General features: G+C 66.6%; 35 protein-coding genes. 3 read left to right on the plus strand and 32 right to left on the minus strand.

All coding sequences use genetic code 11. The features are described 5' to 3' along the window. Positions 1 to 5: 5 nt before the first annotated feature. Positions 6 to 1211, minus strand: coding sequence for a pyridoxal phosphate-dependent aminotransferase (locus FKV24_RS15825; protein WP_111267048.1), 1206 nt, complete (start codon positions 1209 to 1211; stop codon positions 6 to 8). Between the two features lie 219 nt (positions 1212 to 1430). Continuing rightward, complete coding sequence (locus FKV24_RS15830; RefSeq protein ID WP_111267049.1) at positions 1431 to 1937, minus strand: peptidylprolyl isomerase; 507 nt, start codon at positions 1935 to 1937, stop codon at positions 1431 to 1433. 248 nt (positions 1938 to 2185) lie between these two features. Between FKV24_RS15830 and typA the strand changes: the two genes are divergently transcribed. From typA to FKV24_RS15845, 3 genes are all read left to right on the plus strand, one after another. Next, a complete protein-coding gene (gene typA, locus FKV24_RS15835; protein ID WP_111267050.1) occupies positions 2186 to 4027 on the plus strand; it encodes a translational GTPase TypA in 1842 nt (613 codons plus the stop codon). A gap of 34 nt (positions 4028 to 4061) precedes the next feature. Then, complete coding sequence (locus tag FKV24_RS15840; RefSeq protein ID WP_111267051.1) at positions 4062 to 5078, plus strand: sodium:calcium antiporter; 1017 nt, start codon at positions 4062 to 4064, stop codon at positions 5076 to 5078. A 148-nt stretch (positions 5079 to 5226) separates the two neighbouring features. Continuing rightward, positions 5227 to 6933 (plus strand): amidase, encoded by a 1707-nt coding sequence (locus FKV24_RS15845; RefSeq protein WP_141483073.1) that lies wholly within the window; start codon positions 5227 to 5229, stop codon positions 6931 to 6933. A 58-nt stretch (positions 6934 to 6991) separates the two neighbouring features. On the opposite strand, the gene FKV24_RS15850 is transcribed toward FKV24_RS15845, so the two are convergent. The 30 genes from FKV24_RS15850 to FKV24_RS15995 form a co-directional block, all read right to left on the minus strand. Further along, positions 6992 to 8386 (minus strand): class II 3-deoxy-7-phosphoheptulonate synthase, encoded by a 1395-nt coding sequence (locus FKV24_RS15850; RefSeq protein ID WP_111267053.1) that lies wholly within the window; start codon positions 8384 to 8386, stop codon positions 6992 to 6994. A gap of 126 nt (positions 8387 to 8512) precedes the next feature. Further along, complete coding sequence (locus FKV24_RS15855; RefSeq protein WP_111267054.1) at positions 8513 to 9031, minus strand: disulfide bond formation protein B; 519 nt, start codon at positions 9029 to 9031, stop codon at positions 8513 to 8515. Positions 9032 to 9191: 160 nt separating this feature from the next. Further along, positions 9192 to 9572 (minus strand): 50S ribosomal protein L17, encoded by a 381-nt coding sequence (rplQ, locus tag FKV24_RS15860; protein ID WP_111267055.1) that lies wholly within the window; start codon positions 9570 to 9572, stop codon positions 9192 to 9194. A gap of 285 nt (positions 9573 to 9857) precedes the next feature. After that, the gene (locus FKV24_RS15865; protein ID WP_141483074.1) at positions 9858 to 10856 is read right to left on the minus strand and encodes a DNA-directed RNA polymerase subunit alpha; all 999 of its coding nucleotides are present in this window, start codon (positions 10854 to 10856) and stop codon (positions 9858 to 9860) included. Between the two features lie 54 nt (positions 10857 to 10910). Then, a complete protein-coding gene (gene rpsD / locus FKV24_RS15870; RefSeq protein WP_111267057.1) occupies positions 10911 to 11540 on the minus strand; it encodes a 30S ribosomal protein S4 in 630 nt (209 codons plus the stop codon). Positions 11541 to 11554: 14 nt separating this feature from the next. Beyond that, positions 11555 to 11947, minus strand: coding sequence for a 30S ribosomal protein S11 (gene rpsK, locus FKV24_RS15875; protein WP_036212595.1), 393 nt, complete (start codon positions 11945 to 11947; stop codon positions 11555 to 11557). 12 nt (positions 11948 to 11959) lie between these two features. Continuing rightward, on the minus strand, positions 11960 to 12316 hold the full coding sequence (gene rpsM, locus FKV24_RS15880; RefSeq protein ID WP_111267058.1) for a 30S ribosomal protein S13: 357 nt from the start codon (positions 12314 to 12316) through the stop codon (positions 11960 to 11962). Between the two features lie 425 nt (positions 12317 to 12741). Further along, positions 12742 to 14079 carry a preprotein translocase subunit SecY gene (gene secY / locus FKV24_RS15885; protein WP_407067524.1) on the minus strand — a complete coding sequence of 446 codons (1338 nt, stop codon included), beginning with the start codon at positions 14077 to 14079 and terminating at the stop codon, positions 12742 to 12744. 28 nt (positions 14080 to 14107) lie between these two features. Then, entirely contained in the window at positions 14108 to 14551 is a 444-nt protein-coding gene (rplO, locus tag FKV24_RS15890; protein ID WP_170288341.1) for a 50S ribosomal protein L15, read from the minus strand. Next, on the minus strand, positions 14551 to 14748 hold the full coding sequence (gene rpmD / locus FKV24_RS15895; protein ID WP_111267061.1) for a 50S ribosomal protein L30: 198 nt from the start codon (positions 14746 to 14748) through the stop codon (positions 14551 to 14553). Before rpmD ends, rplO begins: the two co-directional genes overlap by 1 nt. Continuing rightward, positions 14741 to 15280 carry a 30S ribosomal protein S5 gene (gene rpsE / locus FKV24_RS15900; RefSeq protein ID WP_111267062.1) on the minus strand — a complete coding sequence of 180 codons (540 nt, stop codon included), beginning with the start codon at positions 15278 to 15280 and terminating at the stop codon, positions 14741 to 14743. Before rpsE ends, rpmD begins: the two co-directional genes overlap by 8 nt. A gap of 161 nt (positions 15281 to 15441) precedes the next feature. Beyond that, the gene (gene rplR, locus FKV24_RS15905; protein WP_111267063.1) at positions 15442 to 15795 is read right to left on the minus strand and encodes a 50S ribosomal protein L18; all 354 of its coding nucleotides are present in this window, start codon (positions 15793 to 15795) and stop codon (positions 15442 to 15444) included. Positions 15796 to 15824: 29 nt separating this feature from the next. Next, the gene (gene rplF, locus FKV24_RS15910; protein ID WP_141483075.1) at positions 15825 to 16352 is read right to left on the minus strand and encodes a 50S ribosomal protein L6; all 528 of its coding nucleotides are present in this window, start codon (positions 16350 to 16352) and stop codon (positions 15825 to 15827) included. Between the two features lie 13 nt (positions 16353 to 16365). Beyond that, on the minus strand, positions 16366 to 16764 hold the full coding sequence (gene rpsH, locus FKV24_RS15915; protein ID WP_111267065.1) for a 30S ribosomal protein S8: 399 nt from the start codon (positions 16762 to 16764) through the stop codon (positions 16366 to 16368). Between the two features lie 194 nt (positions 16765 to 16958). Continuing rightward, positions 16959 to 17264, minus strand: coding sequence for a 30S ribosomal protein S14 (gene rpsN / locus FKV24_RS15920; RefSeq protein ID WP_111267066.1), 306 nt, complete (start codon positions 17262 to 17264; stop codon positions 16959 to 16961). Between the two features lie 16 nt (positions 17265 to 17280). Then, on the minus strand, positions 17281 to 17820 hold the full coding sequence (gene rplE, locus FKV24_RS15925; protein WP_111267067.1) for a 50S ribosomal protein L5: 540 nt from the start codon (positions 17818 to 17820) through the stop codon (positions 17281 to 17283). Positions 17821 to 17831: 11 nt separating this feature from the next. Next, positions 17832 to 18146 carry a 50S ribosomal protein L24 gene (gene rplX / locus FKV24_RS15930; RefSeq protein ID WP_111267068.1) on the minus strand — a complete coding sequence of 105 codons (315 nt, stop codon included), beginning with the start codon at positions 18144 to 18146 and terminating at the stop codon, positions 17832 to 17834. A 17-nt stretch (positions 18147 to 18163) separates the two neighbouring features. Continuing rightward, positions 18164 to 18532: a 50S ribosomal protein L14 gene (gene rplN / locus FKV24_RS15935; protein ID WP_111267069.1), complete on the minus strand. Its 369-nt coding sequence runs from the start codon at positions 18530 to 18532 to the stop codon at positions 18164 to 18166. A 16-nt stretch (positions 18533 to 18548) separates the two neighbouring features. After that, on the minus strand, positions 18549 to 18818 hold the full coding sequence (gene rpsQ / locus FKV24_RS15940; protein ID WP_111267070.1) for a 30S ribosomal protein S17: 270 nt from the start codon (positions 18816 to 18818) through the stop codon (positions 18549 to 18551). 9 nt (positions 18819 to 18827) lie between these two features. Then, complete coding sequence (gene rpmC, locus FKV24_RS15945; RefSeq protein ID WP_111267071.1) at positions 18828 to 19013, minus strand: 50S ribosomal protein L29; 186 nt, start codon at positions 19011 to 19013, stop codon at positions 18828 to 18830. Beyond that, a complete protein-coding gene (gene rplP / locus FKV24_RS15950) occupies positions 19013 to 19426 on the minus strand; it encodes a 50S ribosomal protein L16 (RefSeq protein WP_111267072.1) in 414 nt (137 codons plus the stop codon). Before rplP ends, rpmC begins: the two co-directional genes overlap by 1 nt. Positions 19427 to 19432: 6 nt before the next feature. Then, positions 19433 to 20167, minus strand: coding sequence for a 30S ribosomal protein S3 (gene rpsC, locus FKV24_RS15955; RefSeq protein ID WP_111267073.1), 735 nt, complete (start codon positions 20165 to 20167; stop codon positions 19433 to 19435). 15 nt (positions 20168 to 20182) lie between these two features. Continuing rightward, complete coding sequence (rplV, locus tag FKV24_RS15960; RefSeq protein ID WP_111267074.1) at positions 20183 to 20518, minus strand: 50S ribosomal protein L22; 336 nt, start codon at positions 20516 to 20518, stop codon at positions 20183 to 20185. A 10-nt stretch (positions 20519 to 20528) separates the two neighbouring features. After that, a complete protein-coding gene (gene rpsS, locus FKV24_RS15965; protein ID WP_111267075.1) occupies positions 20529 to 20795 on the minus strand; it encodes a 30S ribosomal protein S19 in 267 nt (88 codons plus the stop codon). A gap of 6 nt (positions 20796 to 20801) precedes the next feature. Further along, positions 20802 to 21629, minus strand: coding sequence for a 50S ribosomal protein L2 (rplB, locus tag FKV24_RS15970; RefSeq protein ID WP_111267076.1), 828 nt, complete (start codon positions 21627 to 21629; stop codon positions 20802 to 20804). Between the two features lie 10 nt (positions 21630 to 21639). Beyond that, positions 21640 to 21936: a 50S ribosomal protein L23 gene (rplW, locus tag FKV24_RS15975; protein WP_111267077.1), complete on the minus strand. Its 297-nt coding sequence runs from the start codon at positions 21934 to 21936 to the stop codon at positions 21640 to 21642. Further along, positions 21933 to 22538: a 50S ribosomal protein L4 gene (rplD, locus tag FKV24_RS15980; RefSeq protein WP_111267078.1), complete on the minus strand. Its 606-nt coding sequence runs from the start codon at positions 22536 to 22538 to the stop codon at positions 21933 to 21935. The genes rplW and rplD overlap by 4 nt, the downstream gene beginning before the upstream one ends. A 12-nt stretch (positions 22539 to 22550) precedes the next feature. Then, positions 22551 to 23204 carry a 50S ribosomal protein L3 gene (gene rplC / locus FKV24_RS15985; RefSeq protein WP_111267079.1) on the minus strand — a complete coding sequence of 218 codons (654 nt, stop codon included), beginning with the start codon at positions 23202 to 23204 and terminating at the stop codon, positions 22551 to 22553. Between the two features lie 10 nt (positions 23205 to 23214). After that, entirely contained in the window at positions 23215 to 23526 is a 312-nt protein-coding gene (gene rpsJ / locus FKV24_RS15990; protein ID WP_027070119.1) for a 30S ribosomal protein S10, read from the minus strand. Positions 23527 to 23947: 421 nt separating this feature from the next. Then, on the minus strand, positions 23948 to 24042 hold a 95-nt coding region (locus FKV24_RS15995), incomplete at its 5' end, for an EF-Tu C-terminal domain-related protein (protein ID WP_017171215.1).

Genomic DNA, 24042 nt, shown 5'->3' on the forward strand with positions numbered 1-24042 from the left:
ACGGCTCAGGCGAGCTCGGCGAAGAACTCGCGGATGCGCTCCATGCCCGGTGCCAGCTGCGGCGTCGGACAGGTGTAGCTGATGCGCATCGCGCGCGGCTCGCCGAATGCCGAACCCGGCACGCAGGCGACGCCCTTGGCCTCCAGCAGCACGCTGCAGAAGTCGACGTCGTTCTCGATCTTCTTGCCGCTCGGACCGTGGGTCTTGCCGAAGCTGCAGCTCACGTCCGGGAACACGTAGAACGCGCCCTGCGGCCGCGGGCAGACCACGCCGGGAATGCCGTTCATCACCGCCATGACCTGGTCGCGCTTGGCCTGGAACTCGGCGCAGCGGGCCTCGGGCACGTCCTGCGGACCCGACAGCGCGGCCACCGCCGCGGCGGTGGTGACCTCGGGAATATTGGTGATGTGATTGGAGTTCAGCGTCACCACGGCCTTGGCGACCGCTTCCGGGCCGGCCATGAAGCCGACCCGCCAACCCGGCATGCCGTAGGTCTTGGACAGCGAGTCGACGAAGATCACCCGCTCCTTCAGTTCCGGCCTGGAATGCACGAAGTTGTGGTAGCCGACACCGTCGAACACCATCTTGTTGTAGATGTCGTCGGTGATCACCCAGGTATCCGGGTACTTCACCAGCACCTCGGCCAGCGCGTCGATCTCCTCGCGGGTATAGACCATGCCGGTCGGGTTCGACGGGTTGTTGAACAGGAACACGCGCGGCTTCTTCGCCAGCGCCGCCTCCAGCTGCGCGGGGGTCAGCTTGTAGTCCTGCTCGGGCGGGCACGGCAGCAGCTCGACCTTGGCGTTGACGATCTCGGCGATGTCGAGATAGCTGGTCCAGTACGGCGTCGGGAAGACGATCGTGTCGCCCTCGTCGAGCAGGGCCTCGGCCAGGTTGTAGAGCAGGTGCTTGGCGCCCACGCCGCTGGCGCAGTTGACCCGGCCGTAACCGGTCAGTCCCAGCTTCCCCATGTGCTCGATGAAGGCGTCGATCATCGGGTCGGCGCCGCGGTTGCTGCCGTACTGGCCGCTGTCGTGGGACAGCGCATTGCGGGCGGCCTCGTAGACGTGCTCGCCGGGCAGGAAATTCGGCACGCCGATCGAGAAGCTGATGATGTCGCGGCCTTCGGCTTTCAGGCGCTTGGCCTTCTCGGCAATCTGCATGATCGCACTGGGCTTGGCGCGGCCGATACGGCTGGCGAGCTGGGGCATCGCGGGGGACCTCTCAGGTGGGTTGTGACGGAGGGGAGGCAGGCCGTCTGGCGGCCTGGACAAAGCCCCCTGATGGTATCACGCACACGCCAGCCGCTCTGCCCCGCGGCGGCACCCGGCGGCACACCCCGCGGCCACCGGGATCGCGCCGCGCGGACACGAAAAACCCCGGACCGACGGCCCGGGGTTCCGTTCAACGACAATGTCCGCCGCGGACGCTCAGGCGCGCGCGTTCGCGTCCAGCGTCTTGTTCCAGTCGGCCACGCGATCGGCCCTGGCCGCCAGCACCGGCTCGATGTCGCCCTCGATCTTCACCGTGCGGATCTCGTCGCCCTGCTGGATCTTGTCGACGACCTCCAGGCCCTCGACCACCTTGCCGAACACGGTGTGCTTGCCGTCCAGCCACGGGCACGCCACGTGGGTGATGAAGAACTGGCTGCCGTTGGTGCCGGGGCCGGCGTTGGCCATCGACAGCACTCCGCGCTCGTGGGGCAGGCCGTTGTCGGTCTCGTCCTCGAAACGGTAGCCGGGGCCGCCGGTGCCGGTGCCCAGCGGGCAGCCGCCCTGGACCATGAAGTCGGCGATCACGCGGTGGAAATTGAGGCCGTCGTAGAAGCCGCGGCGGACCAGGTTGACGAAGCTGGCAACGGTCAGCGGCGCCTTGTCGGCGGCGAGCTCGACGCGGATCGGGCCGCGATCGGTATCGAAAATGGCGGTCAATGACATGGATACGGCTCCTGTGAGGGGCTGGCGCGCCGCGAACGGGACGCCCGGGGGGAAAGCTCCAGAGTCCGCCAACCCGGGTCGACAAACGATGAACACCGGTTCCGCGGGCGGAATGCTGAATGCGGACCGCCTAGAATACCGCAGCCGGAACCGGAAACCGCGCATTCATATGACCATTGCCACATTTGGCGGATATAATGGTCGGCTTCCCTCCGCGAGCCTGATGCCTTCGCCGGCGTCCTTTCCGCATGTCCGCATCCAACTCCGTCGAACGCCTGCGCAATATCGCCATCGTCGCCCACGTCGATCATGGCAAGACCACCCTCGTCGACCAGCTGCTCAAGCAGTCCGGCACCCTGTCCGAGCGCACCGTCCTCGCCGAGCGGGTGATGGACAGCAACGACCAGGAAAAGGAGCGTGGCATCACGATCCTGGCCAAGAACACCGCCATCACCTGGAACGGCAACCGGATCAACATCGTCGACACCCCCGGGCACGCCGACTTCGGCGGCGAGGTCGAGCGCGTGCTGTCGATGGTCGACACCGTGCTGATCCTGGTCGACGCGATGGACGGGCCGATGCCGCAGACCCGCTTCGTGACCCAGAAGGCCTTCGCGATGGGCTTCAAGCCGATCGTGGTGGTCAACAAGATCGACCGTCCCGGCGCGCGCCCCGACTGGGTGATCGACCAGGTCTTCGACCTGTTCGACAAGCTCGGCGCGACCAATGAGCAGCTCGACTTCCCGATCGTCTACACCTCGGCGCTGAACGGCTACGCCAGCCTCGACGACAGCGTCCGCTCGGGCGACATGACCGCGCTGTACGAAGCGATCATGCAGCACGCGCCGATGCCTGAAGTGGACCCGGACGGTCCCTTCCAGATGCGCATCAGCCAGCTGGATTACAGCAACTTCGTCGGCGTGATCGGCATCGGCCGGATCCAGCGCGGCACCCTGAAGAAGAACATGCCGGTCTCGGTGATCGATCGCGAAGGCAAGAAGCGCCAGGGCAAGGTGCTGCAGGTGCTGGGCTTCCTGGGCCTGGAGCGGATCGAGCAGGACAGCGCGCAGGCCGGCGACATCGTCGCCATCTCCGGCATCCAGGAGCTGACCATCTCCGATACCGTCTGCGCCCTCGACACCCCCGAGGCGCTGCCGGCGCTGACCGTCGACGAGCCGACGATCTCGATGACCTTCCAGGTCAACAACTCGCCGTTCGCCGGCAACAAGGACCTGTCGGGCGGCAAGTTCCTGACCAGCCGCCAGATCAAGGACCGCCTCGAACGCGAGACCGTGCACAACGTCGCGCTGCGGGTCGAGCAGCTCGAGGACGCCGACAAGTTCCTGGTCTCCGGCCGCGGCGAACTGCACCTGTCGGTGCTGATCGAGAACATGCGCCGCGAGGGCTTCGAGCTGGCGGTGTCGCGCCCCGAGGTGATCATCAAGGAAATCGACGGCCAGCTGATGGAGCCGATCGAGCAGTTGGTGATCGATGTCGAGGAGATCCACCAGGGCGGCGTGATGGAGAAGCTCGGCACCCGCAAGGGCCAGCTGAAGAACATGGAGCCCGACGGCAAGGGTCGCGTGCGCCTGGAGTACATGATCCCGGCGCGCGGCCTGATCGGCTTCCAGAACGAGTTCAAGACCCTGACCCAGGGCTCGGGCCTGCTGTTCCACGTGTTCGACCATTACGGACCGAAGGAACAGGGTGCGATCGCCAAGCGCATCAACGGCGTGATGATCGCCAATGCCGCCGGCACCACCCCCGCCTACTCGCTGGGACCGCTGCAAGACCGCGGCAGGCTGTTCGCCGCCGAGGGCGACTCGGTGTACGAGGGCCAGCTGGTCGGCATCCATTCCAAGGACAACGACCTGACCGTCAATGCGATCAAGCCCAAGCCGCTGACCAACATGCGCGCTTCGGGCAAGGACGACGCCATCGCGCTGAGCCCGGCGATCAAGTTCTCGCTGGAGCAGGCCCTGGACTTCATCGAGGACGACGAGCTGGTGGAGATCACCCCGAAGGAGATCCGCCTGCGCAAGAAGTTCCTGACCGAAAGCGATCGCAAGCGGGCCTCGCGCGCGGCCTGAGCTTCCCCGCCCGGCGGCACCCTAGAATGGCAGCGTGAGCGATCTCCCGCTGCCATTTCTTTGCCTGCTGTTCGCGCTGGCCGCGGCGGTGGTGTGGCGCGCCGGCACCGTGCTCTCGCGCACCACCGATCGACTCGACGAGGCGTTCGGCTGGGGCGAGGCGATCGGCGGCATGGTGCTGCTGGCCATCGTCACCAACCTGCCGGAAATCGCGATCACCGCCAGCGCGTCGCTGCAGGGCCGCGTCGAGGTCGCGATCGGCAATCTGCTCGGCGGGGTCGCGATCCAGACCGTGGTACTGGTGGCGCTGGACTTCGCCGCGCGCCGCGAGGGCGCGCCACTGTCGGCGCTGGCCGGGTCGCCGCAGCTGAAACTGGAAGCCGCCCTGGTCGTGGCGATGCTCGGCCTGGTCCTGCTCGGGCATGTCTGGGAATCGCCGCCGCAGGTCGCCGGCCTCAGCGTGCCGGGGCTGCTGATCGTCGCCGCCTGGTTCGCCGCCCTGCTCGGCATGCGACGGTTGTCGCGGCCGCAGGCGACGCCGGCCGACGCGGCCAACGCGACACCGCCCCGGGCCCGTCCGGGGCTTCGACGCTGCCTGCTGCACTTCGCAATCGCCTCACTGGCGACCCTGGTCGCCGGCGTGGCGCTGGAGCTGAGCGGGGACGCGATCGCCGAGGACCTGGGCATGAGCGGCGCGGTGTTCGCGGCCACGATCCTGGCCGCGGCGACCGCCATCCCCGAGGTCGCCAGCGGCCTGGAGTCGATCCGCCTCAGGCGCTGGCAACTGGCGATGAGCGACATCTTCGGCGGCAACGCATTCCTGCCGGTGCTGCTGGTGCTCGCCGCGCTGCTGTCGGGGCAGGCGGTCCTGCCGCAGCTGGGCGGCAGCGATCTGTACCTGGGCGCGCTCGGCCTGCTGCTTACCCTGTGCTATCTCGCCGGCATGGCGCGACGCGACGCCCGGCGTCGACTGGGAGTCGGCGTCGACTCGCTCTGCGTACTCGCGCTCTATGCCCTGGGCATCGCCGGCCTGGCGGCGATGTCGCCCTGAGCCGAGCGCAGTTTCCCCGCGCCGGGATGGCGGACATGCCGCACACCCCGCTCCGGCGACCGTTCGCCCCGCCCGCGAACTCGCCCACAGTATCGACCGCCGACGATCGCATATGCTCGATGGCGCTTTTCGCGATCGGGGAATCGCCATGCGTCTGTATCTCCCACGGGTGTATCTGCCTCTGGCTGCGTTGCTCATCGGTCTGACCGCATGCCAGCGCGCCACGGACGATACTGGCCCGAGCACCACTGGAACGACCGCCGACCGCGGCGAGCACGCCGGTGCCGCCGGCGATGACACTCGGCCGACCGGCGACTTCGCCTTCGGCGAGGTCGGCATCGCCGAACTGCAGACCCGGATGGGCCACGGCAAGTTGACCAGCGCCACGCTGACCCAGGCCTACCTGGATCGGATCGCCGCGATCGACGATGCCGGACCGATGCTCAACGCGGTGCTGGAACTCAATCCGGAAGCGCTGGAGGAAGCCGCCGCACGCGACGCCGAGCGCGCCGCAGGCCGCATCCGCGGCCCCCTGCACGGCATCCCGGTCCTGCTCAAGGACAACATCGATGCGACCCCGATGGTCACCTCGGCCGGCTCCAACGCGCTGGCCGAGCACCGTCCGCGCAGCGATGCCTTCCTGGTCCAGCGCCTGCGCGAGGCCGGCGCGGTGATCCTGGGCAAGACCAACCTCAGCGAGTGGGCCAATTTTCGTTCGACCCGCTCCAGCTCGGGCTGGAGCGCGCGTGGCGGCCAGACCCGCAACCCCTACGTGCTCGACCGCTCGCCCTGCGGCTCCAGTTCCGGCACCGGCAGCGCGATCGCCGCCAGCCTGGCCGCGGCCGGGGTCGGCACCGAGACCGATGGCAGCATCATCTGCCCCTCGGCGGTCGCCGGGCTGGTCGGCATCAAGCCGACCGTGGGCCTGATCAGTCGCGGCGGCATCGTGCCGATCTCCAGCAGCCAGGACACCGCCGGGCCGATGGCGCGCACGGTCGCCGACGCCGCGGTGATGCTGTCGGCGATGGTCGGCCGCGACGAGGGCGACGTGCGCACCGCCGAGAGCACCGGCCGCGCCATCTTCGACTACCACGCGCGCCTCGACGCCGGCAGCCTCCTGGGCGCCAGGATCGGCGTGTTGCGCAGCGCCTCGGGTTACCACGACGGCGTGGACGCGGTGTTCGAGCGCAACCTGGAGGCACTGCGCAAGGCCGGGGCCGAGCTGGTCGACGTCGCCATCGCTACCGACGGCCAGTGGCAGGAGGCGGAGCTGGTGGTGCTGCTGCACGAGTTCAAGCACGGCGTCGGTCGCTACCTCGGCAACGGCCAGGCCCCGGTCCGCGACCTGGCCGGACTCATCGAGTACAACCGCAAACATGCCGACACCGAGATGGCCTGGTTCGGCCAGGAGCTGTTCGAGCGGGCCCAAAGCGCCGGCCCGCTGGACGACGAGGCCTACATCGAAGCGCGGATCGCGGCGCGGCGCCTCGCGGGCGCCGAGGGCATCGACGCGACCCTGGCCGAGCACCAGCTCGACGCCATCATCGCGCCGGCGGTATCGCCGGCCTGGCCGATCGACCTGGTCAACGGCGATCATTTCCTTGGCGCCGGCTACGGCGTCGCCGCGGTCGCCGGCACCCCCAGCGTGACCGTGCCGATGGGCGACGTGCACGGTTTGCCGGTCGGTATCGTGTTCATGGGGCCTGCGTGGAGCGAGGCCCGGTTGATCGGACTCGCCCACGCCTTCGAGCAGCAGACCCGCGCCCGCACCGCGCCGCGGTTCCTGCCGACCCTGCCGTTCGACGCCGGCACGGCATCGGGAGCTGGAGCGGACGCAAAGCAAACCGGCGGCTGAGCGCCGCCGGTCCACAGGTCATCGGGAAAGCCGGCCGGGAACCGCTCCCGGCACCGGCTCAGGCACTGGTCGGCGTGCCGAGCTGGGACTGCTTGCGCACGATCAGCATCGCCACTTCCAGCGCCTGCTCGTAGTTCAGGCGCGGATCGACGGTCGACTTGTAGGCACGCTCCAGGTCGCTCTCGGTCAGCTCGCGGGCACCGCCCAGGCATTCGGTCACGTCCTCGCCGGTCAGCTCCAGGTGCACGCCCCCCAGACGGGTACCGGCCGCGGCATGCAGCTCGAACGCCTGTTCCAGCTCGCTGCGGATGTTGCGGAAGCGTCGGGTCTTGTAGCCGTTGGTGGTGCTCTCGGTATTGCCGTGCATGGGATCACAGACCCACAGCACCCGGCGCCCGTCGCGACGCACCGCATCCAGCAACGCGGGCAGCTTGTCGGCGATGCCGGTCGCGCCCATGCGATGGATGAAGGTCAGCCGGCCCGGCTCGTCCTCGGGGTTGAGCAGGTCGATCGTCTTCAGCAACTGGTCCGGGGTGACCGAGGGCCCGACCTTCAATGCGATGGGATTACGCAGACCGCGGAAGTACTCGGCATGGGCGCCGTCGACCGCGGCGGTACGCATGCCGATCCACGGATAATGGGTGCTGAGGTTGAACCAGCCCCAGTGGCGCGGCACCTGCCGGGTCATCGACTCCTCGTACGGCAGCAGCAGCGCCTCGTGCGAGGTGTAGAAATCGACCCGATTGAGGTTGTGCACCTCGCTGCCGGACAAGGTCTCCATGAAGCGCACCGCATCGCCGATCGCGTTGACCATGCGGCGGTACTCATCGGCCAGCGGCGAGTGCCCAACCCAGCTCAGGTTCCAGTATTCGGGATGGTGCAGGTCGGCGAAACCGCCGTCGATCAGGGCGCGGACGAAATTCATCGTCATCGAGGAGCGCGCATGCCCCTTGATCATGCGGCGCGGATCCGGACGCCGCGCGGCCTCGCTGAACTCGGGCGCATTGACCATGTCGCCGCGGTAGCTGGGCAGGCTGACGCCGTCGACGGTCTCGGTATCGGCCGAGCGGGGCTTGGCGTACTGGCCGGCGAAGCGGCCGACCCGGACCACCGGCTTGCGCATGCCGTGGACGAGCACCAGGCTCATCTGCAGCAGCACCTTCAGTCGGTTGGAGATCACGTCCGACGAGCAGGCGTCGAAGGTCTCGGCACAGTCGCCCCCCTGCAGCAGGAAGCGCTTGCCCTCCTGGGCCTCGGCCAGCTGCTGCTTGAGCGCGAGGATCTCCCACGAGGTCACCAGCGGCGGCAACGCCCGCAACTCGCCGAGCACGCCTTCCAGCTCGGCCGCGTCCGGATAGGTCGGCAACTGCAGCGCGGTGCGGCCGCGCCAGGAATCCGGAGCCCAGTCGGTCGGGAGTTTCACGGCTTGGATATTGCGTTCGGAGCTCGACATGACAGCAGTGGTTTGTTGCATTGCGACAAGCCATCATCCGCCGTTCGGCTGGCCACTGCAACGGTTTCGTCGGCAACCGAGGCGCCCTCGCGGGCGCACGCGCCCCGGGACCGGGGCGGGATGGGTTCAGTTGCGGCGGAACGCCGCGTAGCAGGCCCAGCCGGTCAGCAGCACGAACCAGATCAGGCTCCAGGCGGGCATCGACAGCCCGAGGAAGGCCCAGTCGACATTGGCGCACTCGCCCGAGCCGGTCATCACCTTGCGGATCACGCCGGTGATCGGCATGGCTTCGAGCATGTAGTCCAGGCCGGGGCCGCAGGCCGGCACCTGGTCCGGCGGCAGGTTCTGCAAGCGCACGTGGTTGCCCGCGACCAGGATTCCCGCCAGCCCGGCCAGGCCGGCCAGCACGCCATAGACCCGGCGTCCGCCGGCGCCCGCCGGCGCATGCAGGCCACCGACCAGGAAGGCCAGCCCCAACGCCGCGAACGCGACCCGCTGGAAGATGCACAGTGGGCAGGGTTCGAGCGGGTTGACTTCGCGCAACTGGGTATAGACCGCGAAACCGATCAAGCCTGCGCAGGCGAGGAAGCCCAACAGGAAGCGGCTGCGGAACGATGCGGCGGCGAGGCGTTTTGAGCGGTTCATGCGCCACAGCTTAAGGGCTGAACGCGGCGCTGCCCATAGCCCGGATGGCACGTCACCGGGCCACTATCGGCAACAGGCTTTCCCCAAAACGCATGAGCCCCGGATAACCGGGGCTCACGATGCGATCTTTGCGGCTTCTGGCGAAGCGCGCCGCCAGGACTTACTCGACGGCTTCGGCGACCTGCGGACGGTCGACCAGCTCGACGTAGGCCATCGGCGCATTGTCGCCAGCGCGGAAACCGCACTTGAGGATGCGCAGGTAGCCGCCCGGGCGGTTGCGGTAGCGCGGGCCCAGCTCGACGAACAGGGTGCCGACCGCTTCCTTGTCGCGCAGGCGCGAGAACGCCAGGCGGCGGTTGGCGACGCCGTCGTTCTTGGCCAGGGTGATCAGCGGCTCGGCGACGCGGCGCAGCTCCTTGGCCTTGGGCAGGGTGGTCTTGATCAGACCGTGCTTGATGAGGGACGCGGCCATGTTGCGGAACATCGCGTCGCGATGGGCGCTGGTGCGGCTGAACTTGCGTCCGGATTTCTGGTGGCGCATGACGTTGGCTTCCTAGATGAATGTTGGATCGTTGGACTTCGTTGTCGCCATCCAGGCGCTGGAGCAATGGACTGCGGATGGTCCGTGCCGGTCGTTTCCGTGACCGGCCTAGCGCGGGCTTTCCGCCCGTCGGTGGAAGCAGCGGCTGCGCTTGTGGTGCAGCCGTGCTGGATCTGTTGCTGGTGCCATCCCTGGCGAGGTGTTGCCGACTCCGGAGAGTCCTGCCCGGCCGTCCCTGGCCGGGCGCCGAGCAAGGCGCGCGCCAGTGGCGCGCGATCGCCTTGCTCAGCCCATCATGCCGTGCGACGCGATCCCGGCCGGCGGCCAGTTCTCGAGCTTCATGCCGAGCGAAAGGCCGCGCTGGGCGAGGACTTCCTTGATCTCGGTCAGCGACTTCTTGCCGAGGTTCGGGGTCTTCAGCAGCTCGACCTCGGTCTTCTGGATCAGATCGCCGACGTAGTAGATGCTCTCGGCCTTCAGGCAGTTGGCCGAACGCACGGTCAGCTCCAGGTCGTCGATCGGGCGCAGCAGGATCGGGTCGACACCGCCGGTCGGCTGCTTGGCCTGGCCGCGGTCACGCTGGGTGAAGTCGCCGAACACCGACAGCTGGTCGGTCAGGATGTCGGCGGCGGTCCGCACGGCTTCCTCGGCGTCGATGGTGCCGTTGGTCTCGATGTCCAGGACCAGCTTGTCGAGATCGGTGCGCTGCTCGACGCGCGCGGCCTCGACCGCGTAGGCCACGCGGCGGACCGGGCTGAAGCTGGCGTCCAGCATCAGGCGGCCGATCGCACGGGTGTCCTCGTCGGGACGGCGGCGGGCGGCGGCCGGCTGGTAGCCGTAACCACGCTCGATCTTGAGGCGCATGTTGACCGCGGTGTCCTTGGTCAGGTGCGCGATCACGTGATCGGTGTTGATGATCTCGACGTTGTGGTCGGCCTTGATGTCAGCAGCCGTAACGACGCCGGGGCCCTGCTTGCTCAGCACCAGGGTCGCGGTCTCGCCGGTATGCATGCGGATGGCGACGTCCTTGAGGTTCAGCAGCACCTCGAGCACGTCCTCCTGCAGGCCTTCCACGGTGGTGTACTCGTGCAGCACGCCGTCGATCTCGACCTCGGTGATGGCGAAGCCGGGGATCGACGACAGCAGCACGCGGCGCAACGCGTTGCCGAGGGTGTGACCGTAGCCGCGCTCCAGCGGCTCGATCACGACCTTGGCACGGTTGCCGGTGAGTCGTTCGATCTGGGGACCGCGCGGACGCAGCACCTGATTGGCGGTAACCGTCATGTTTGGGTGTCTCCTGCGAGCCTCCGGAGGGGGACCGGAGGCACGTGAAATGGATTACTTCGAGTACAGCTCGACGATCAGCGCTTCGTTGATGTCGGACGGCAGATCGGCACGATCCGGAACCGCCTTGAACACGCCACTGAACTTCTTGCTGTCGACCTCGACCCAGGACGGGAGAAGGTCCATCTGCTGCGCCACGGTCAGCGACTCCTGCACGCGGAGCTGCTTCTGGGCACGCTCGGACAGCGCGATCGCGTCGCCGGCCTTGACCTGGTACGACGGCAGATTGACCGACTTGCCGTTGACGGTGACGCCGCGGTGGGAGACCAGCTGGCGCGCGGCCGGGCGGGTCACCGCGAAGCCCATGCGGTAGACGACGTTGTCCAGACGGGTCTCGAGGAGCTGCAGCAGGTTCTCACCCGTGTTGCCCTTCTTGGTCGAGGCCTTCTTGTAGTAATTGCGGAACTGACGCTCCAGCAGGCCGTAGATACGCTTGACCTTCTGCTTCTCGCGCAGCTGGTTGGCGTAGTCGGACAGCTTGCCGCGACGGGCGACGGGGCCGTGCTGGCCGGGCTTCTGCTCCAGCTTGCACTTGGAGTCGAGCGCACGCGCCGGCGACTTCAGACCGAGGTCGGCGCCTTCGCGACGCGAGAGCTTGCACTTGGGACCGATATAACGAGCCATGTTCTTTCAGCTCCTCAGACGCGACGCTTCTTCGGCGGACGGCACCCGTTGTGCGGGATCGGCGTCACGTCGATGATGTTGATGATCTTGTAACCGACGTTGTTCAGCGAACGAACGGCGGACTCACGACCCGGACCCGGGCCCTTGATGCGGACTTCCAGCGACTTCACGCCGTAGTCCAGCGCAGCGCGGCCGGCCTTCTCGGCGGCGACCTGCGCGGCGAACGGGGTCGACTTGCGCGAACCGCGGAAACCCGCGCCGCCGGAGGTCGCCCACGACAGCGCATTGCCCTGTCGGTCGGTGATCGTGATGATGGTGTTGTTGAACGAAGCGTGGACGTGGGCGATGCCGTCGGTGACGACGCGCTTGATCTTCTTCTTCGTCTTGGCTTGTGCCGGCTTGGCCATGGTATGGGCTCCTTACTTCCTGATGGCCTTGCGCGGACCCTTGCGGGTGCGTGCATTGGTCCGGGTACGCTGCCCGCGCAGAGGCAGGCCGCGACGGTGACGCAGGCCGCGGTAGCAGCCCAGGTCCATCAGACGCTTCAGCGACATGCCGATTTCGCGTCGCAGGTCGCCCTCGACCACGTACTTGCCGATCTCGGCGCGCAGGCGCTCGACTTCCGGCTCGGACAGGTCTCGGATCTTGGTCGACTTCTCGATGCCGGCTGCTTCGCAGACCTGGACCGAACGGGTACGACCGATGCCGTAGATGCTCTGGATACCCACCCAGACGTGCTTCTGAGGGGGCAGATTGACGCCCGCAATACGCGCCATAACGCGATCTCCAACTGGTTTGGCGGCCGGACGCGGATGCTGCCCGGCGGAGTGAATCGGAAATTATACCAAGATTCCGGCATCTCAGGAAGTCCCGCGCCCGTACAGCGACGCAGGACCCGGCATGGGGAGTGTGCCCATGCTCCGGCGACGGCCCCAGGCTGTACCGGACGGGGCGCTGTTCTGCCCTGCCCGGCCCCGCGCACTACTCTGGTGCGCGTATGGCCTGGACCCACCCGCGCCCGGAACCGCCGCGCGAGTCGCCCATCAATGTGCCCGGACGGGAATCCGGGTCGGCGCGGCACCCGATGGTGCCGCCTCGGCCGGGCCGTGGCCCCGCCGGTGGTGTTGCGGGCCACCGGACTGCCGGTGCAGTCGGGCGGCAAACCGGACCGGACGCCATCGCGTCCGGCCGGCGATCAGGCTCAGCGACCCGGCAGGCCGGTCCGCGAACCCTTCAGGTTGGCCTTCTTCAGCAGGCTCTCGTACTGGTGCGACATCAGGTGCGCCTGGATCTGCGCGATGAAGTCCATCACCACCACCACCACGATCAACAGCGACGTGCCGCCGAAGTAGAACGAGGTGTTCAGCTCCTTGCGCATGACCTCCGGCAACAGGCAGACCAGCACCAGGTAGGCCGCACCGGCCGCGGTCAGGCGGGTCAGCACACCGTCGACGTAGTCGGCGGTGGCCTTGCCCGGACGGATACCCGGGATCAGCGCGCCCGACTTCTTCAGGTTGTCGGCGGTTTCCTGCGAATTGAACACCAGCGCCGTATAGAAGAACGCAAAGCCCGCGATCATCCCGCCATACAGGATCATGTGCAGCGGCTCGCCCGGGTTCAGCCACTGGCTGACCTGGAGCAGCCACGACGAGGAGCTGCCCTGGCTGAACCAGTTGGCCGCCGTGGCCGGGAACATCACGATGCTGGAAGCGAAGATCGCCGGGATCACGCCCGCCATGTTCAGCTTCAGCGGCAGGAACGACGACTGGTTCATGTACGCGTTGCGGCCGCCCTGGCGACGGGCGTAGTTCACCGTGATCCGGCGCTGGCCACGCTCGACGAACACCACGAAGTAGGTGAAGCCCAGCACGATCGCGGCGATCAGGATCGCGGTGATCGCACTCATGTCGCCGTTGTTGATCTGCTGGAACATGCCGATGACGGCGGACGGCAGACCGGCGACGATACCGGCGAAGATGATCAGCGAGATGCCGTTGCCGACGCCGCGCTCGGTGATCTGCTCGCCCAGCCACATCAGGAACATCGTGCCGGCGGTCAACGCGACCACCGCGGTCAGGATGAAGCCCGGGCCCGGGTTGTAGACCACGGCGATGCCCTGGCTGGCGCCACCGGCCTGCAGCGCGGTCGCAATGCCCCAGGCCTGGAACACGGCCAGCGGGATCGCACCCATCCGCGACCACTGGTTGATCTTGCGCCGACCCGACTCGCCTTCCTTCTGGATGGCCTTCAGGCTCGGCACCATGTTGACCAGCAACTGGATGATGATCGAGGCCGAGATGTACGGCATCACGTTCAGCGCGAACAGGCTGAAGCGCGACAAGGCACCACCGGAGAACATGTTGAACATGTCCACGATGGTGCCTTCCTGGCTTTCCATCAGCTGGAGCATGGCGTCGGGATTGACGCCGGGCACCGGGATGTAGCAGCCGATGCGGTAGACGATCAGTGCGCCGATGACGAACAGAAGACGCTGGCGGAGCTCGGTGAACTTACCGAGCCCGCCGCCCATGCCAGCCATCGCGTTGCCGCTACGCGCCATCGGACGATTACTCCTCGACCTTGCCGCCGGCGGCCTCGACGGCTGCCTTCGCGCCAGCCGTTGCCAGCAGGCCCTTGAGCACGAACGCCTTGGTCAATTCGCCCTTCTTGACGATCTTGGCCTTCTTCGCGGTGCTCGGAACCAGCTTGGCGGCGCGCAGCTTGGCGAAATCGACCTCGCCGGCCTCCAGCTTGTCCAGCTGGTACAGCAGCACCTCGGCGGTGTCCTTGGCCATGCGCGAGCGGAAGCCGATCTTCGGCAGACGCATGTGCATCGGCATCTGGCCGCCTTCGAAGCCGGCCTTGATCTTGCCCTTGCCCGCGCGGGCGAACGAGCCCTTGTGGCCGCGGCCGGCGGTCTTGCCCAGGCCCGAGCCGATACCGCGACCGACGCGGGTGCGCTCGGTGCGTGCGCCGGGAGCCGGCTTGAGTGTATTCAGACGCATGACGATTACTCCTCCACCCGCACCAGGTAATGGACCTTGTTGATCAGGCCGCGTACCTGCGGGCTGTCCTTCAGTTCACGGACATCGTTGAGCTTGTTCAGGCCCAGCGCACGCACCGACAGGCGGTGACGCGCCTGCGAACCGCGCAGGCCCTTGACCAGACGCACCTTGACGGTGCCAGCGTTCTCGCCCTTCTTAGCCATGGCTCAGATCCTCCACCTTCTTGCCGCGCTTGGCCGCGATCTTGGCCGGCGACTGCATCTCGGCCAGGCCGCGCACGGTCGCGCGCACCAGATTGATCGGGTTGCGCGAGCCGACGGCCTTGGCCAGCACGTTCTTCACACCAACCGCTTCCAGCACGGCGCGCATCGCACCGCCGGCGATCACGCCGGTACCCTCGGAAGCCGGCTGCATGAACACGCGGGCGGCGCCGTGGCCGGACTTGACCGGGTGCCACAGGGTGCCGTTGTTCAGGTCGACGTTGACCATGCTCTTGCGCGCGTACTCCATCGACTTCTGGATCGCGACCGGCACTTCGCGCGCCTTGCCGTAACCGAAGCCAACGCGGCCCTCGCCGTCACCCACCACGGTCAGCGCGGTGAAGGTGAACTGGCGGCCGCCCTTGACGGTCTTGCTGACGCGGTTGACCGCGATCAGCTTCTCGACCATCCCATCATCGATCTCTTCGCGGTTACGGTCGCGATCACGACCCCGCGGTGCACGATCTTCTGCCATCTTTGCAATTCCTGTGTTTGAAGAAATTTGCGGCGTCGCCGCTTATCGTTGTGCAACGTTTCGGGTGTTCCGCCACGACGAGAACTCATCGCGGCGTCCGGCACGGCCCGTACCGGCGGGTGGAATGACGGCATGGGGTCGCCCCCATGCCGCTTCAAGCCTTAGAACTGCAGGCCACCTTCGCGGGCGGCATCGGCCAGGGCCTTGATGCGACCGTGGAAGCGGTAGCCGGAACGGTCGAAGGCGACCTTTTCGATACCGGCGGCCTTGGCCTTCTCGGCAATGGTGCGGCCGACCTTGGCGGCGGCGTCCATGTTGCGACCGTTCTTCAGGCCGTCCTTGACGGTGGCCTGGGTGGTCGAGGCGGCGGCCAGGACCTTGGAACCGTCGGCGGTGAAGACCTGCGCATACAGGTGCTGGCCGGTGCGCAGCACCGACAGGCGCGGCACGCCGAGCTCGCGGATGTGCGCACGGGTCGACTTGGCGCGGCGCAGACGGGCGATGTTCTTCTTCATGATCTGTTCCTCGAAAGCTGAAGACCCGGTTAGGCCTTCTTGGCTTCCTTGCGGATGATGGTTTCGTCGGAGTACTTCACACCCTTGCCCTTGTAGGGCTCCGGCGGACGGAAGCCACGGATCTTCGCCGCGACCTCACCGACGCGCTGCTTGTCGGCGCCCTGCACCACGACCTCGGTCTGGCTCGGGGTGGCGATGGTGATCCCCTCCGGAGCCGGGAACACGATCGGATGCGAATAGCCCAGCGACAGATTCAGATCCTTGCCCTGCATCGACGCACGGTAGCCGACGCCGACCAGCTCGAGCTTGCGCTCGAAGCCTTCGGAGACGCCCTTGACCATGTTGGCGACGATCGCGCGGATGGTGCCGGTGATCGCGATCTGGGCCGGATCGGCGGCCGAAAGCACGGCCTGGCCGTCCTCGATCTTGATCTCGACGCCGGCCGGCTTGGCCATCGTCAGGGTGCCCTTCGGGCCCTTGACGGCGACGCTGTCGGCCTGGATGTTCAGTTCGACGCCCTTCGGCAGGGCGATCGGCTTCTTGGCAACTCGGGACATTACGGTTCCTCCCTTAGGCCACGAAGCACAGGACTTCGCCGCCGACGCCCTGCTGGCGCGCCTGCGCATCGGTCATGATGCCCTTCGAGGTGGAGATGATGGCAACGCCCAGGCCACCGAGAACCTTCGGCAGCTCGGCCTTGCCGCGATACTGGCGCAGGCCCGAACGCGAATAGCGCTCCAGGCGATCGATCACCGGCTTGCCCTCGTAGTACTTCAGCGCGATCTCGAGCTCGGCCTTGCCGTTGCCCAGGTCGCTGACCTGGGAATCGAGAATGTAGCCCTCATCCTTCAGGACGTGGGCGATCGCGACCTTGATCTTGGACGACGGCATCTTCACCGTCGGCTTGCGGACAGCCGCCGCATTCTTGATGCGGACCAGCATGTCGGCGATGGGATCAGTCATGCTCATGGAATGTCACCTTATGAGTAGCACCGATATCCGCGGGATTGCGGCTTTTCAGCAGTGTGCTTCGTTGTGGTGCCGCCGAAGCGGCGATACCCCGCCAGGGCGGCCTGAGCCTCCCGGACGGGGCAAGCCGGCGAGTCTAGCAGAACTCGCCGGCGTTTGCGCCCCCCCCTGTTCAGCGGGAGGCGCCTGCGCGGTTACCAGCTGGCCTTGCGCAGGCCCGGCACGTCGCCCTTCATGGTGGCTTCGCGCAGCTTGTTGCGGCCCAGGCCGAACTTGCTGTAGACGCCACGCGGACGACCGGTCAGGGCGCAGCGGTTGCGCTGACGGCTCGGCGACGAGTCGCGCGGCAGCTTCTGCAGCTTGACGGCCGCCTCCAGCTTCTCCTCGTAGGAGGCATTCTCGCTGGAGATCACCTTCTTCAGTTCTTCGCGCTTGGCGGCGTACTTCGCCGCCAGCTTGGCCCGCTTGATCTCGCGGTTGACCATTGAGGTCTTGGCCATGGTGTGTGTCCTCGGATCAGTTGCGGAACGGGAAGCGGAACGCCTCGAGCAGGGCCCGGGCCTCGGCATCGGTCTTCGCGGTCGTGGTGATCGCGATGTCCATGCCGCGCAGCGCGTCGACCTGGTCGTAGTCGATCTCCGGGAAGATGATCTGCTCCTTCACGCCCATGTTGTAGTTGCCGCGACCGTCGAACGACTTGGCGGACACGCCGCGGAAGTCGCGAACGCGCGGCAGCGCAACGTTCACCAGGCGGTCGAGGAACTCGTACATCTTGGCGCGACGCAGGGTCACCTTGCAGCCGATCGGCCAGCCGTCGCGGATCTTGAACGAGGCCACCGAGACGCGGCTCTTGGTCACGATCGGCTGCTGGCCGGTGATCTTGGCCATGTCGGCGACGGCGTTCTCGAGGATCTTCTTGTTGGTGGCGGCTTCGCCGACGCCCATGTTGAGCGTGATCTTGACGAGGCGGGGCACTTCCATCGGGTTCTGGTAACCGAACTTCTCGGTCAGCGCCGGAACCACCTCTTCCTTGTAAATCTTTTCAAGCCGGGTCATTTGGGCATTCCTCAGGCGTCAACCGCCTCACCGCTGGAGCGGAACACACGCAGCTTGCGTCCATCCTCCAGCACCTTGAAACCAATGCGCTCACCCTTGCCGGAGGCCGGGTTGAACAGCATCACGTTGGAAATGTGGATCGGCGCCTCGCGCTCGATCACGCCACCGGGCTGGCCGGCCTGCGGGTTCGGCTTGGTGTGGCGCTTGACGACATTGACGTTCGAAACGACGACCTTGTCGCCGTCGACGCGGATCACGTCGCCCTTCTTGCCCTTGTCCTTGCCGGCGGTGACGATGACTTGGTCACCCTTGCGGATACGGTTCATTTCTCTATCTCCTCCGCTCAGAGCACTTCAGGCGCGAGCGAGACGATCTTCATGAACTTCTCGGAACGAAGCTCACGGGTCACCGGCCCGAAGATGCGGGTACCGATCGGCTCATGCTTGTTGTTCAGCAGCACGGCGGCGTTGCCGTCGAAGCGGATCAGCGAACCGTCCGGACGACGCACACCCTTGCGGGTACGCACGACGACGGCGTCGTAGACGTCGCCCTTCTTGACCTTGCCGCGCGGAATCGCGTCCTTGACGGTCACCTTGATGATGTCGCCGATGCCGGCGTAGCGGCGCTTGGAGCCGCCCAGCACCTTGATGCACATCACTTCTTTGGCACCGGAGTTGTCGGCCACCCCGAGGTAGCTTTGCATCTGGATCATGATTCAGCCTCCTCGGTTATTCGGCCGCGCGGGTGACGATCTGCACCACGCGCCAGTTCTTGGTCTTGGACATCGGCGCGCATTCGCTCACGCGAACGACGTCACCCTCATTGCACGCGTTGTCGGCGTCGTGGGCGTGGAGCTTGGTCGAGCGACGGATGTACTTGCCGTAGAGGGCATGCTTGACCTGGCGCTCGACGAGCACCGTGACGGTCTTGTCCATCTTGTTGCTGACCACGCGCCCCTCGACCGTGCGCAGTGCCTTCTCTGTATTGTTGTCGGTCATGGCGGGTCCTTACTTCTTCTGGCCGAGCAGCGTGTTCACGCGCGCGATCTCGCGGCGCACGCGGCGGGCCTCGTGGGTCTTGGCGAGCTGGCCGGTGGCCTTCTGCATGCGGAGGGCGAAGCTCTCCTTGTGCAGTTCGACCAGGTGGGCCTTCAGCTCGTCAGCGGATTTCTCGCGGAGTTGCTTGAGTTCCATCAGCGCACCGTCCGGGTAACGAAAGTGGTGGTGACCGACAGCTTGGCCGAGGCCAGGCGGAACGCTTCGCGTGCCACTTCCTCGCTGACGCCCTCGATCTCGTAGATCATGCGGCCGGGCTGGATCTGCGCGACCCAGTACTCGACATTGCCCTTACCGGAGCCCATTCGGACTTCGATCGGCTTCTTGGTGATCGGCTTGTCGGGGAACACGCGGATCCACATCTTGCCGCCACGCTTCACGTAACGGCTGATCGAACGGCGGGCCGCCTCGATCTGACGCGCGGTGATCTGGCCGTGCGCGGTGGCCTTCAGGCCGTACTCGCCGAAGCTGACGGCGTTGCCGTTCCAGCTCAGGCCCTCGTTACGGCCCTTGTGCACCTTGCGGTATTTGGTTCGCTTGGGTTGCAACATGGTCGTTTACCTCGATTCGCGGGGCTGGCGGGCCGGACGCGCCGGGCGGGAGGGACGCTCGCCACGGTCGCCGCGCGAGTTTTCTTCCGGCTTCTCCTGGCCGACCTGGGAGAAATCGAAGATCTCGCCCTTGTAGACCCACACCTTGATGCCGATGATGCCGTAGGTCGTCTTCGCCTCGGCGAAGCCGTAGTCGATGTCCGCACGCAGGGTGTGCAGCGGCACGCGGCCTTCGCGGTACCACTCCGAACGGGCGATTTCCGCGCCGTTGAGGCGGCCGGCGACGTTGACCTTGATGCCCAGCGCGCCCAGGCGCATCGCATTGCCGACCGCGCGCTTCATCGCGCGGCGGAACATGATGCGACGCTCCAGCTGCTGCGCGATCGACTCGGCGACCAGCTGCGCGTCGAGCTCCGGCTTGCGGACCTCGGTGACGTTGATGTGCGCCGGGACGCCCATCAGGTCGCTGACTTCCTTGCGCAGCTTCTCGATGTCCTCGCCGCGCTTGCCGATCACCACGCCCGGACGGGCGGTGTGGATCGTCACGCGGGCGTTATTGGCCGGACGCTCGATGAAGATGCGGGAGATACCGGCCTGCGCGAGCTTCTTGCGAAGCATCTCGCGGACCTTCAGATCAGACGCCAGGAACTCGGCGTACTGCTTCTTGTTGGCGAACCACTTGGAATTCCAGTCCTTGGCAATGCCCAGGCGGATGCCGGTCGGATGAACTTTATGACCCATTAGTCTGACTCCGCCTTACTTGCCGGCGCCCACAACCACAGTGATGTGGCTGGTGCGCTTGAGGATGCGGGTGCCGCGGCCCTTCGCCCGCGCCATGAAGCGCTTCAGCGTCGGACCCTCGTCCACCATGATGGTCTTGACCTTGAGCTCGTCGATGTCGGCGCCCTGGTTGTTCTCCGCGTTGGCGATAGCCGACTCGACGACCTTGCGGATCATGCCCGCGGCCTTCTTGTCGGAGAACTTCAGCAGGTTGACGGCGCGCTCGGCCGACAGGCCACGCACCTGGTCGGCGACCAGACGAGCCTTCTGCGGGGAGATGCGCGCGGTGCGCAGGATGGCTTTCGCTTCCATGGTCATCTCCTTAGCGGCTCTTCTTGTCGCCGCCGTGACCCTTGAAGGTCCGGGTCAGGGCGAACTCGCCGAGCTTGTGGCCAACCATGTTCTCGTTGACCAGCACGGGGATGTGGTTACGACCGTTGTGCACGGCGATGGTGAAACCCACCATCTCCGGCAGAACCATCGAGCGACGCGACCAGGTCTTGATCGGCTTCTTGTTGTTGCCCGCGTTCTCCACCTTCTTCATCAGGTGGTGGTCAACGAACGGGCCCTTCTTGAGTGAACGTGCCATGGCCGATTAGCTCCTGCGATCGCGCACGATGAACTGCTGGGTGCGCTTGTTCTTGCGGGTCTTGTAACCCTTGGTCGGGACGCCCCACGGCGTGACCGGGTGCGGATTGCCCTGGCCGGCCTTGGCCTCACCACCGCCGTGCGGATGGTCGACCGGGTTCATGGCCGCACCGCGAACGGTCGGGCGGACACCGCGCCAACGCTTGGCGCCGGCCTTGCCCAGCTTCTCCAGGTTGTGCTCGTCGTTGCCGACCTCGCCGATGGTGGCGCGGCACTCCGCCGGCACCTTGCGCATCTCGCCGGAGCGCAGACGCAGGGTGGCGTAGCCGTGCTCGCGAGCGACCAGCTGGACGCCGGCGCCGGCGGCGCGCGCCAGCTGGGCGCCCTTGCCGGGCTTCATCTCGATGCAGTGCACGGTCGAACCGACCGGAATGTTGGTCAGCGGCAGGGTGTTGCCGACGCGGATCGGGGCGTCACGGCCTGCGATCACCTGGTCGCCGGCCTTCAGGCCCTTCGGAGCGATGATGTAGCGACGCTCGCCATCGACGTAGCACAGCAGGGCGATGTGGGCGGTGCGGTTGGGATCGTATTCGATCCGCTCCACGCGCGCCGGAATGCCTTCCTTGTTGCGCTTGAAGTCGATGATGCGGTAGTGCTGCTTGTGGCCACCGCCGACGTGGCGGGTGGTGATGCGACCGTGATGGTTGCGGCCACCGCTCTTGTTCTTCTTCTCGACCAGCGCGGCGTGCGGCGCACCCTTGTGCAGGCCCGGCGTCACCACGCGGACGGCCGAACGACGGCCAGCCGAGGTGGGTTTGAATGTCATCAATGCCATGGGTCTATCCTCAGGCCGTGGCCATCACATCGATCGACTGGCCTTCGGCCAGCTTCACGTACGCCTTGCGCCAGTCGGCACGGCGGCCCATGCGGAAACGGAAGGCCTTGCTCTTGCCCTTCACGTTCACGACGTTGACCGCCTCTACCTTGACGTCGAACAGCTTCTCGACCGCGGCCTTGATGTCGGCCTTGGTCGCGTCCGTCGCCACTTCGAAGACGTATTGGTTGGAGACTTCCTGCAGGCGCGCGGTCTTCTCGGACACGCGCGGCGCACGAATGATGGTGTAGAGCTTGGCCTCGTTCATGCCAGCCACTCCTCGATCTTCTTGACCGCATCGGCGGTGACCACGACCGAGTCGGCGCCAACCAGCGCGACCGGATCCAGGCCCTGCACGTCACGGACTTCGACATACGGCAGGTTGCGCGCCGAGAGGTACAGGTTCTCGGTGGCTTCCTCGGTGACGATCAGCGGACGCTGACCGACTTCCAGCTCCTTCAGCTTCGCGACCAGGCTCTTGGTCTTGGCGGCGTCGACATCGAAGCTCTCGACGACCTTGATCCGGCCCTGGCGATTCAGCTCGGACAGGATCGCGGCGATCGCGGCGCGGTACATCTTGCGATTGACCTTCTGCTCGAAGCTGCGGGGCTTCGCGGCGAAGGTCACGCCACCGCCGATGAAGATCGGCGCGGTCAGCGCGCCGTGACGGGCGCCGCCGCCCTTCTGGCGCTTGGACTTCTTGGTGGTGCCGGCGACTTCGGAGCGGGTCTTCTGGGCCTTGGTGCCGGCGCGGCCGGCATTGCGGTAGGCAACGACAACCTGGTGGACCAGGTCTTCGCTGAACTCACGGCCAAAGATCGCATCGGAGACCGACAACGTCTTCTTGCTGTTGTTGATGGCGAGTTCCATCGTCATCTCTCCTTATGCCTTGCTCGTCGGACGCACGATGACGTCGCCGCCCGGCGCACCCGGCACAGCACCCTTGATGGCGATCAGGCCGCGCTCGGCGTCGACCTTCACCACTTCCAGGCCCTGCGTGGACTGCTGCACGGCGCCCATGTGGCCGGACATCTTCTTGCCCGGGAACACGCGACCCGGCGTCTGGCGCTGGCCGATCGAGCCCGGAGCGCGGTGCGACAGCGAGTTACCGTGCGTCGCGTCGCCCATGCGGAAGTTGTGGCGCTTGATGGTGCCCTGGAAGCCCTTGCCCTTGGTCACGCCCTGGACGTCGACGATCTGGCCGGCCTCGAAGATGTCGGCCTTGATCTCGCCGCCGATCTCGAAACCGCCGATCTGGTCGTCGGCCACGCGGAACTCCCACAGGCCACGGCCGGCTTCGACCTTGGCCTTGGCCAGGTGCCCGGCTTCGGGCTTGTTGATCAGCGAGGCGCGCTTGACGCCGGCGGTGACCTGCACGGCGCTGTAGCCGTCGCTGTCAACGGTCTTGATCTGGGTGATGCGGTTCGGGGTGGCCTCGATGAGGGTCACCGGCACCGACTTGCCGTCGGCGGTGAACACGCGGCTCATGCCGGCCTTGCGACCGACGATGCCCAACGAATACTTCTTCGCGGTCATGGTGGTGGCCTCAGGTCAGCTTGATCTGGACGTCGACGCCAGCCGCGAGCTCGAGCTTCATCAGCGCGTCCACGGTCTTGTCGTTGGGGTCGACGATGTCGAGCACGCGCTTGTGCGTGCGGGTCTCGTACTGGTCGCGCGCGTCCTTGTCGACGTGCGGCGAGACGAGAATGGTGTAACGCTCGATCTTGGTCGGCAGCGGGATCGGGCCGCGCACCTGCGCGCCGGTCCTCTTGGCCGTCTCGACGATCTCGCTGGCCGAGCGGTCGATCAGACGATGATCGTACGCCTTGAGCCGAATCCGGATCTTTTGGTCCGCCATGACGGAATTCCTCGGTTAAAAGAGCGACAGGCCGGCCTCTGGGTGTGCCGACCCCTTGAAAAAGCCAATACTCCGGAGCTTCACCCTCGCTCCGGAGCCTCCTGCTAGAAAAACAAGGCAGGCCGGTTGCCCGGCCCGCCCAGACGGAATACCTGAACGCGCAGCACCGCTCGAAGCCCGGAGGCCCTGAGCGGCGGACGCCGCGCGACATGTCCCTGTCTGGCGAATACGAGGTGCATCCTGCCCCTCATTTCGCTGGCTGCGTGGCGCCAAAAAGGCGGATCCACGCGGTGGTCGCGCATTCTAGCGGGTTATCCGCGGCCAACGCAAGCGCCGACCCGGGACACCCCTGCTCCGACCGTTCAGCCGGGCATCGGGCCCGACCGGCTGTCCGCACCATGGGGTGCGGACAGGCTGGGTCTTACTTGATGATCTTGGCGACGACGCCGGCGCCGACGGTGCGGCCGCCTTCGCGGATCGCGAAGCGCAGGCCTTCGTCCATCGCGACCGGGTTGA

It is taken from the genome of Marilutibacter maris (genome assembly GCF_006546735.2).
GTDB lineage: Bacteria > Pseudomonadota > Gammaproteobacteria > Xanthomonadales > Xanthomonadaceae > Marilutibacter > Marilutibacter maris.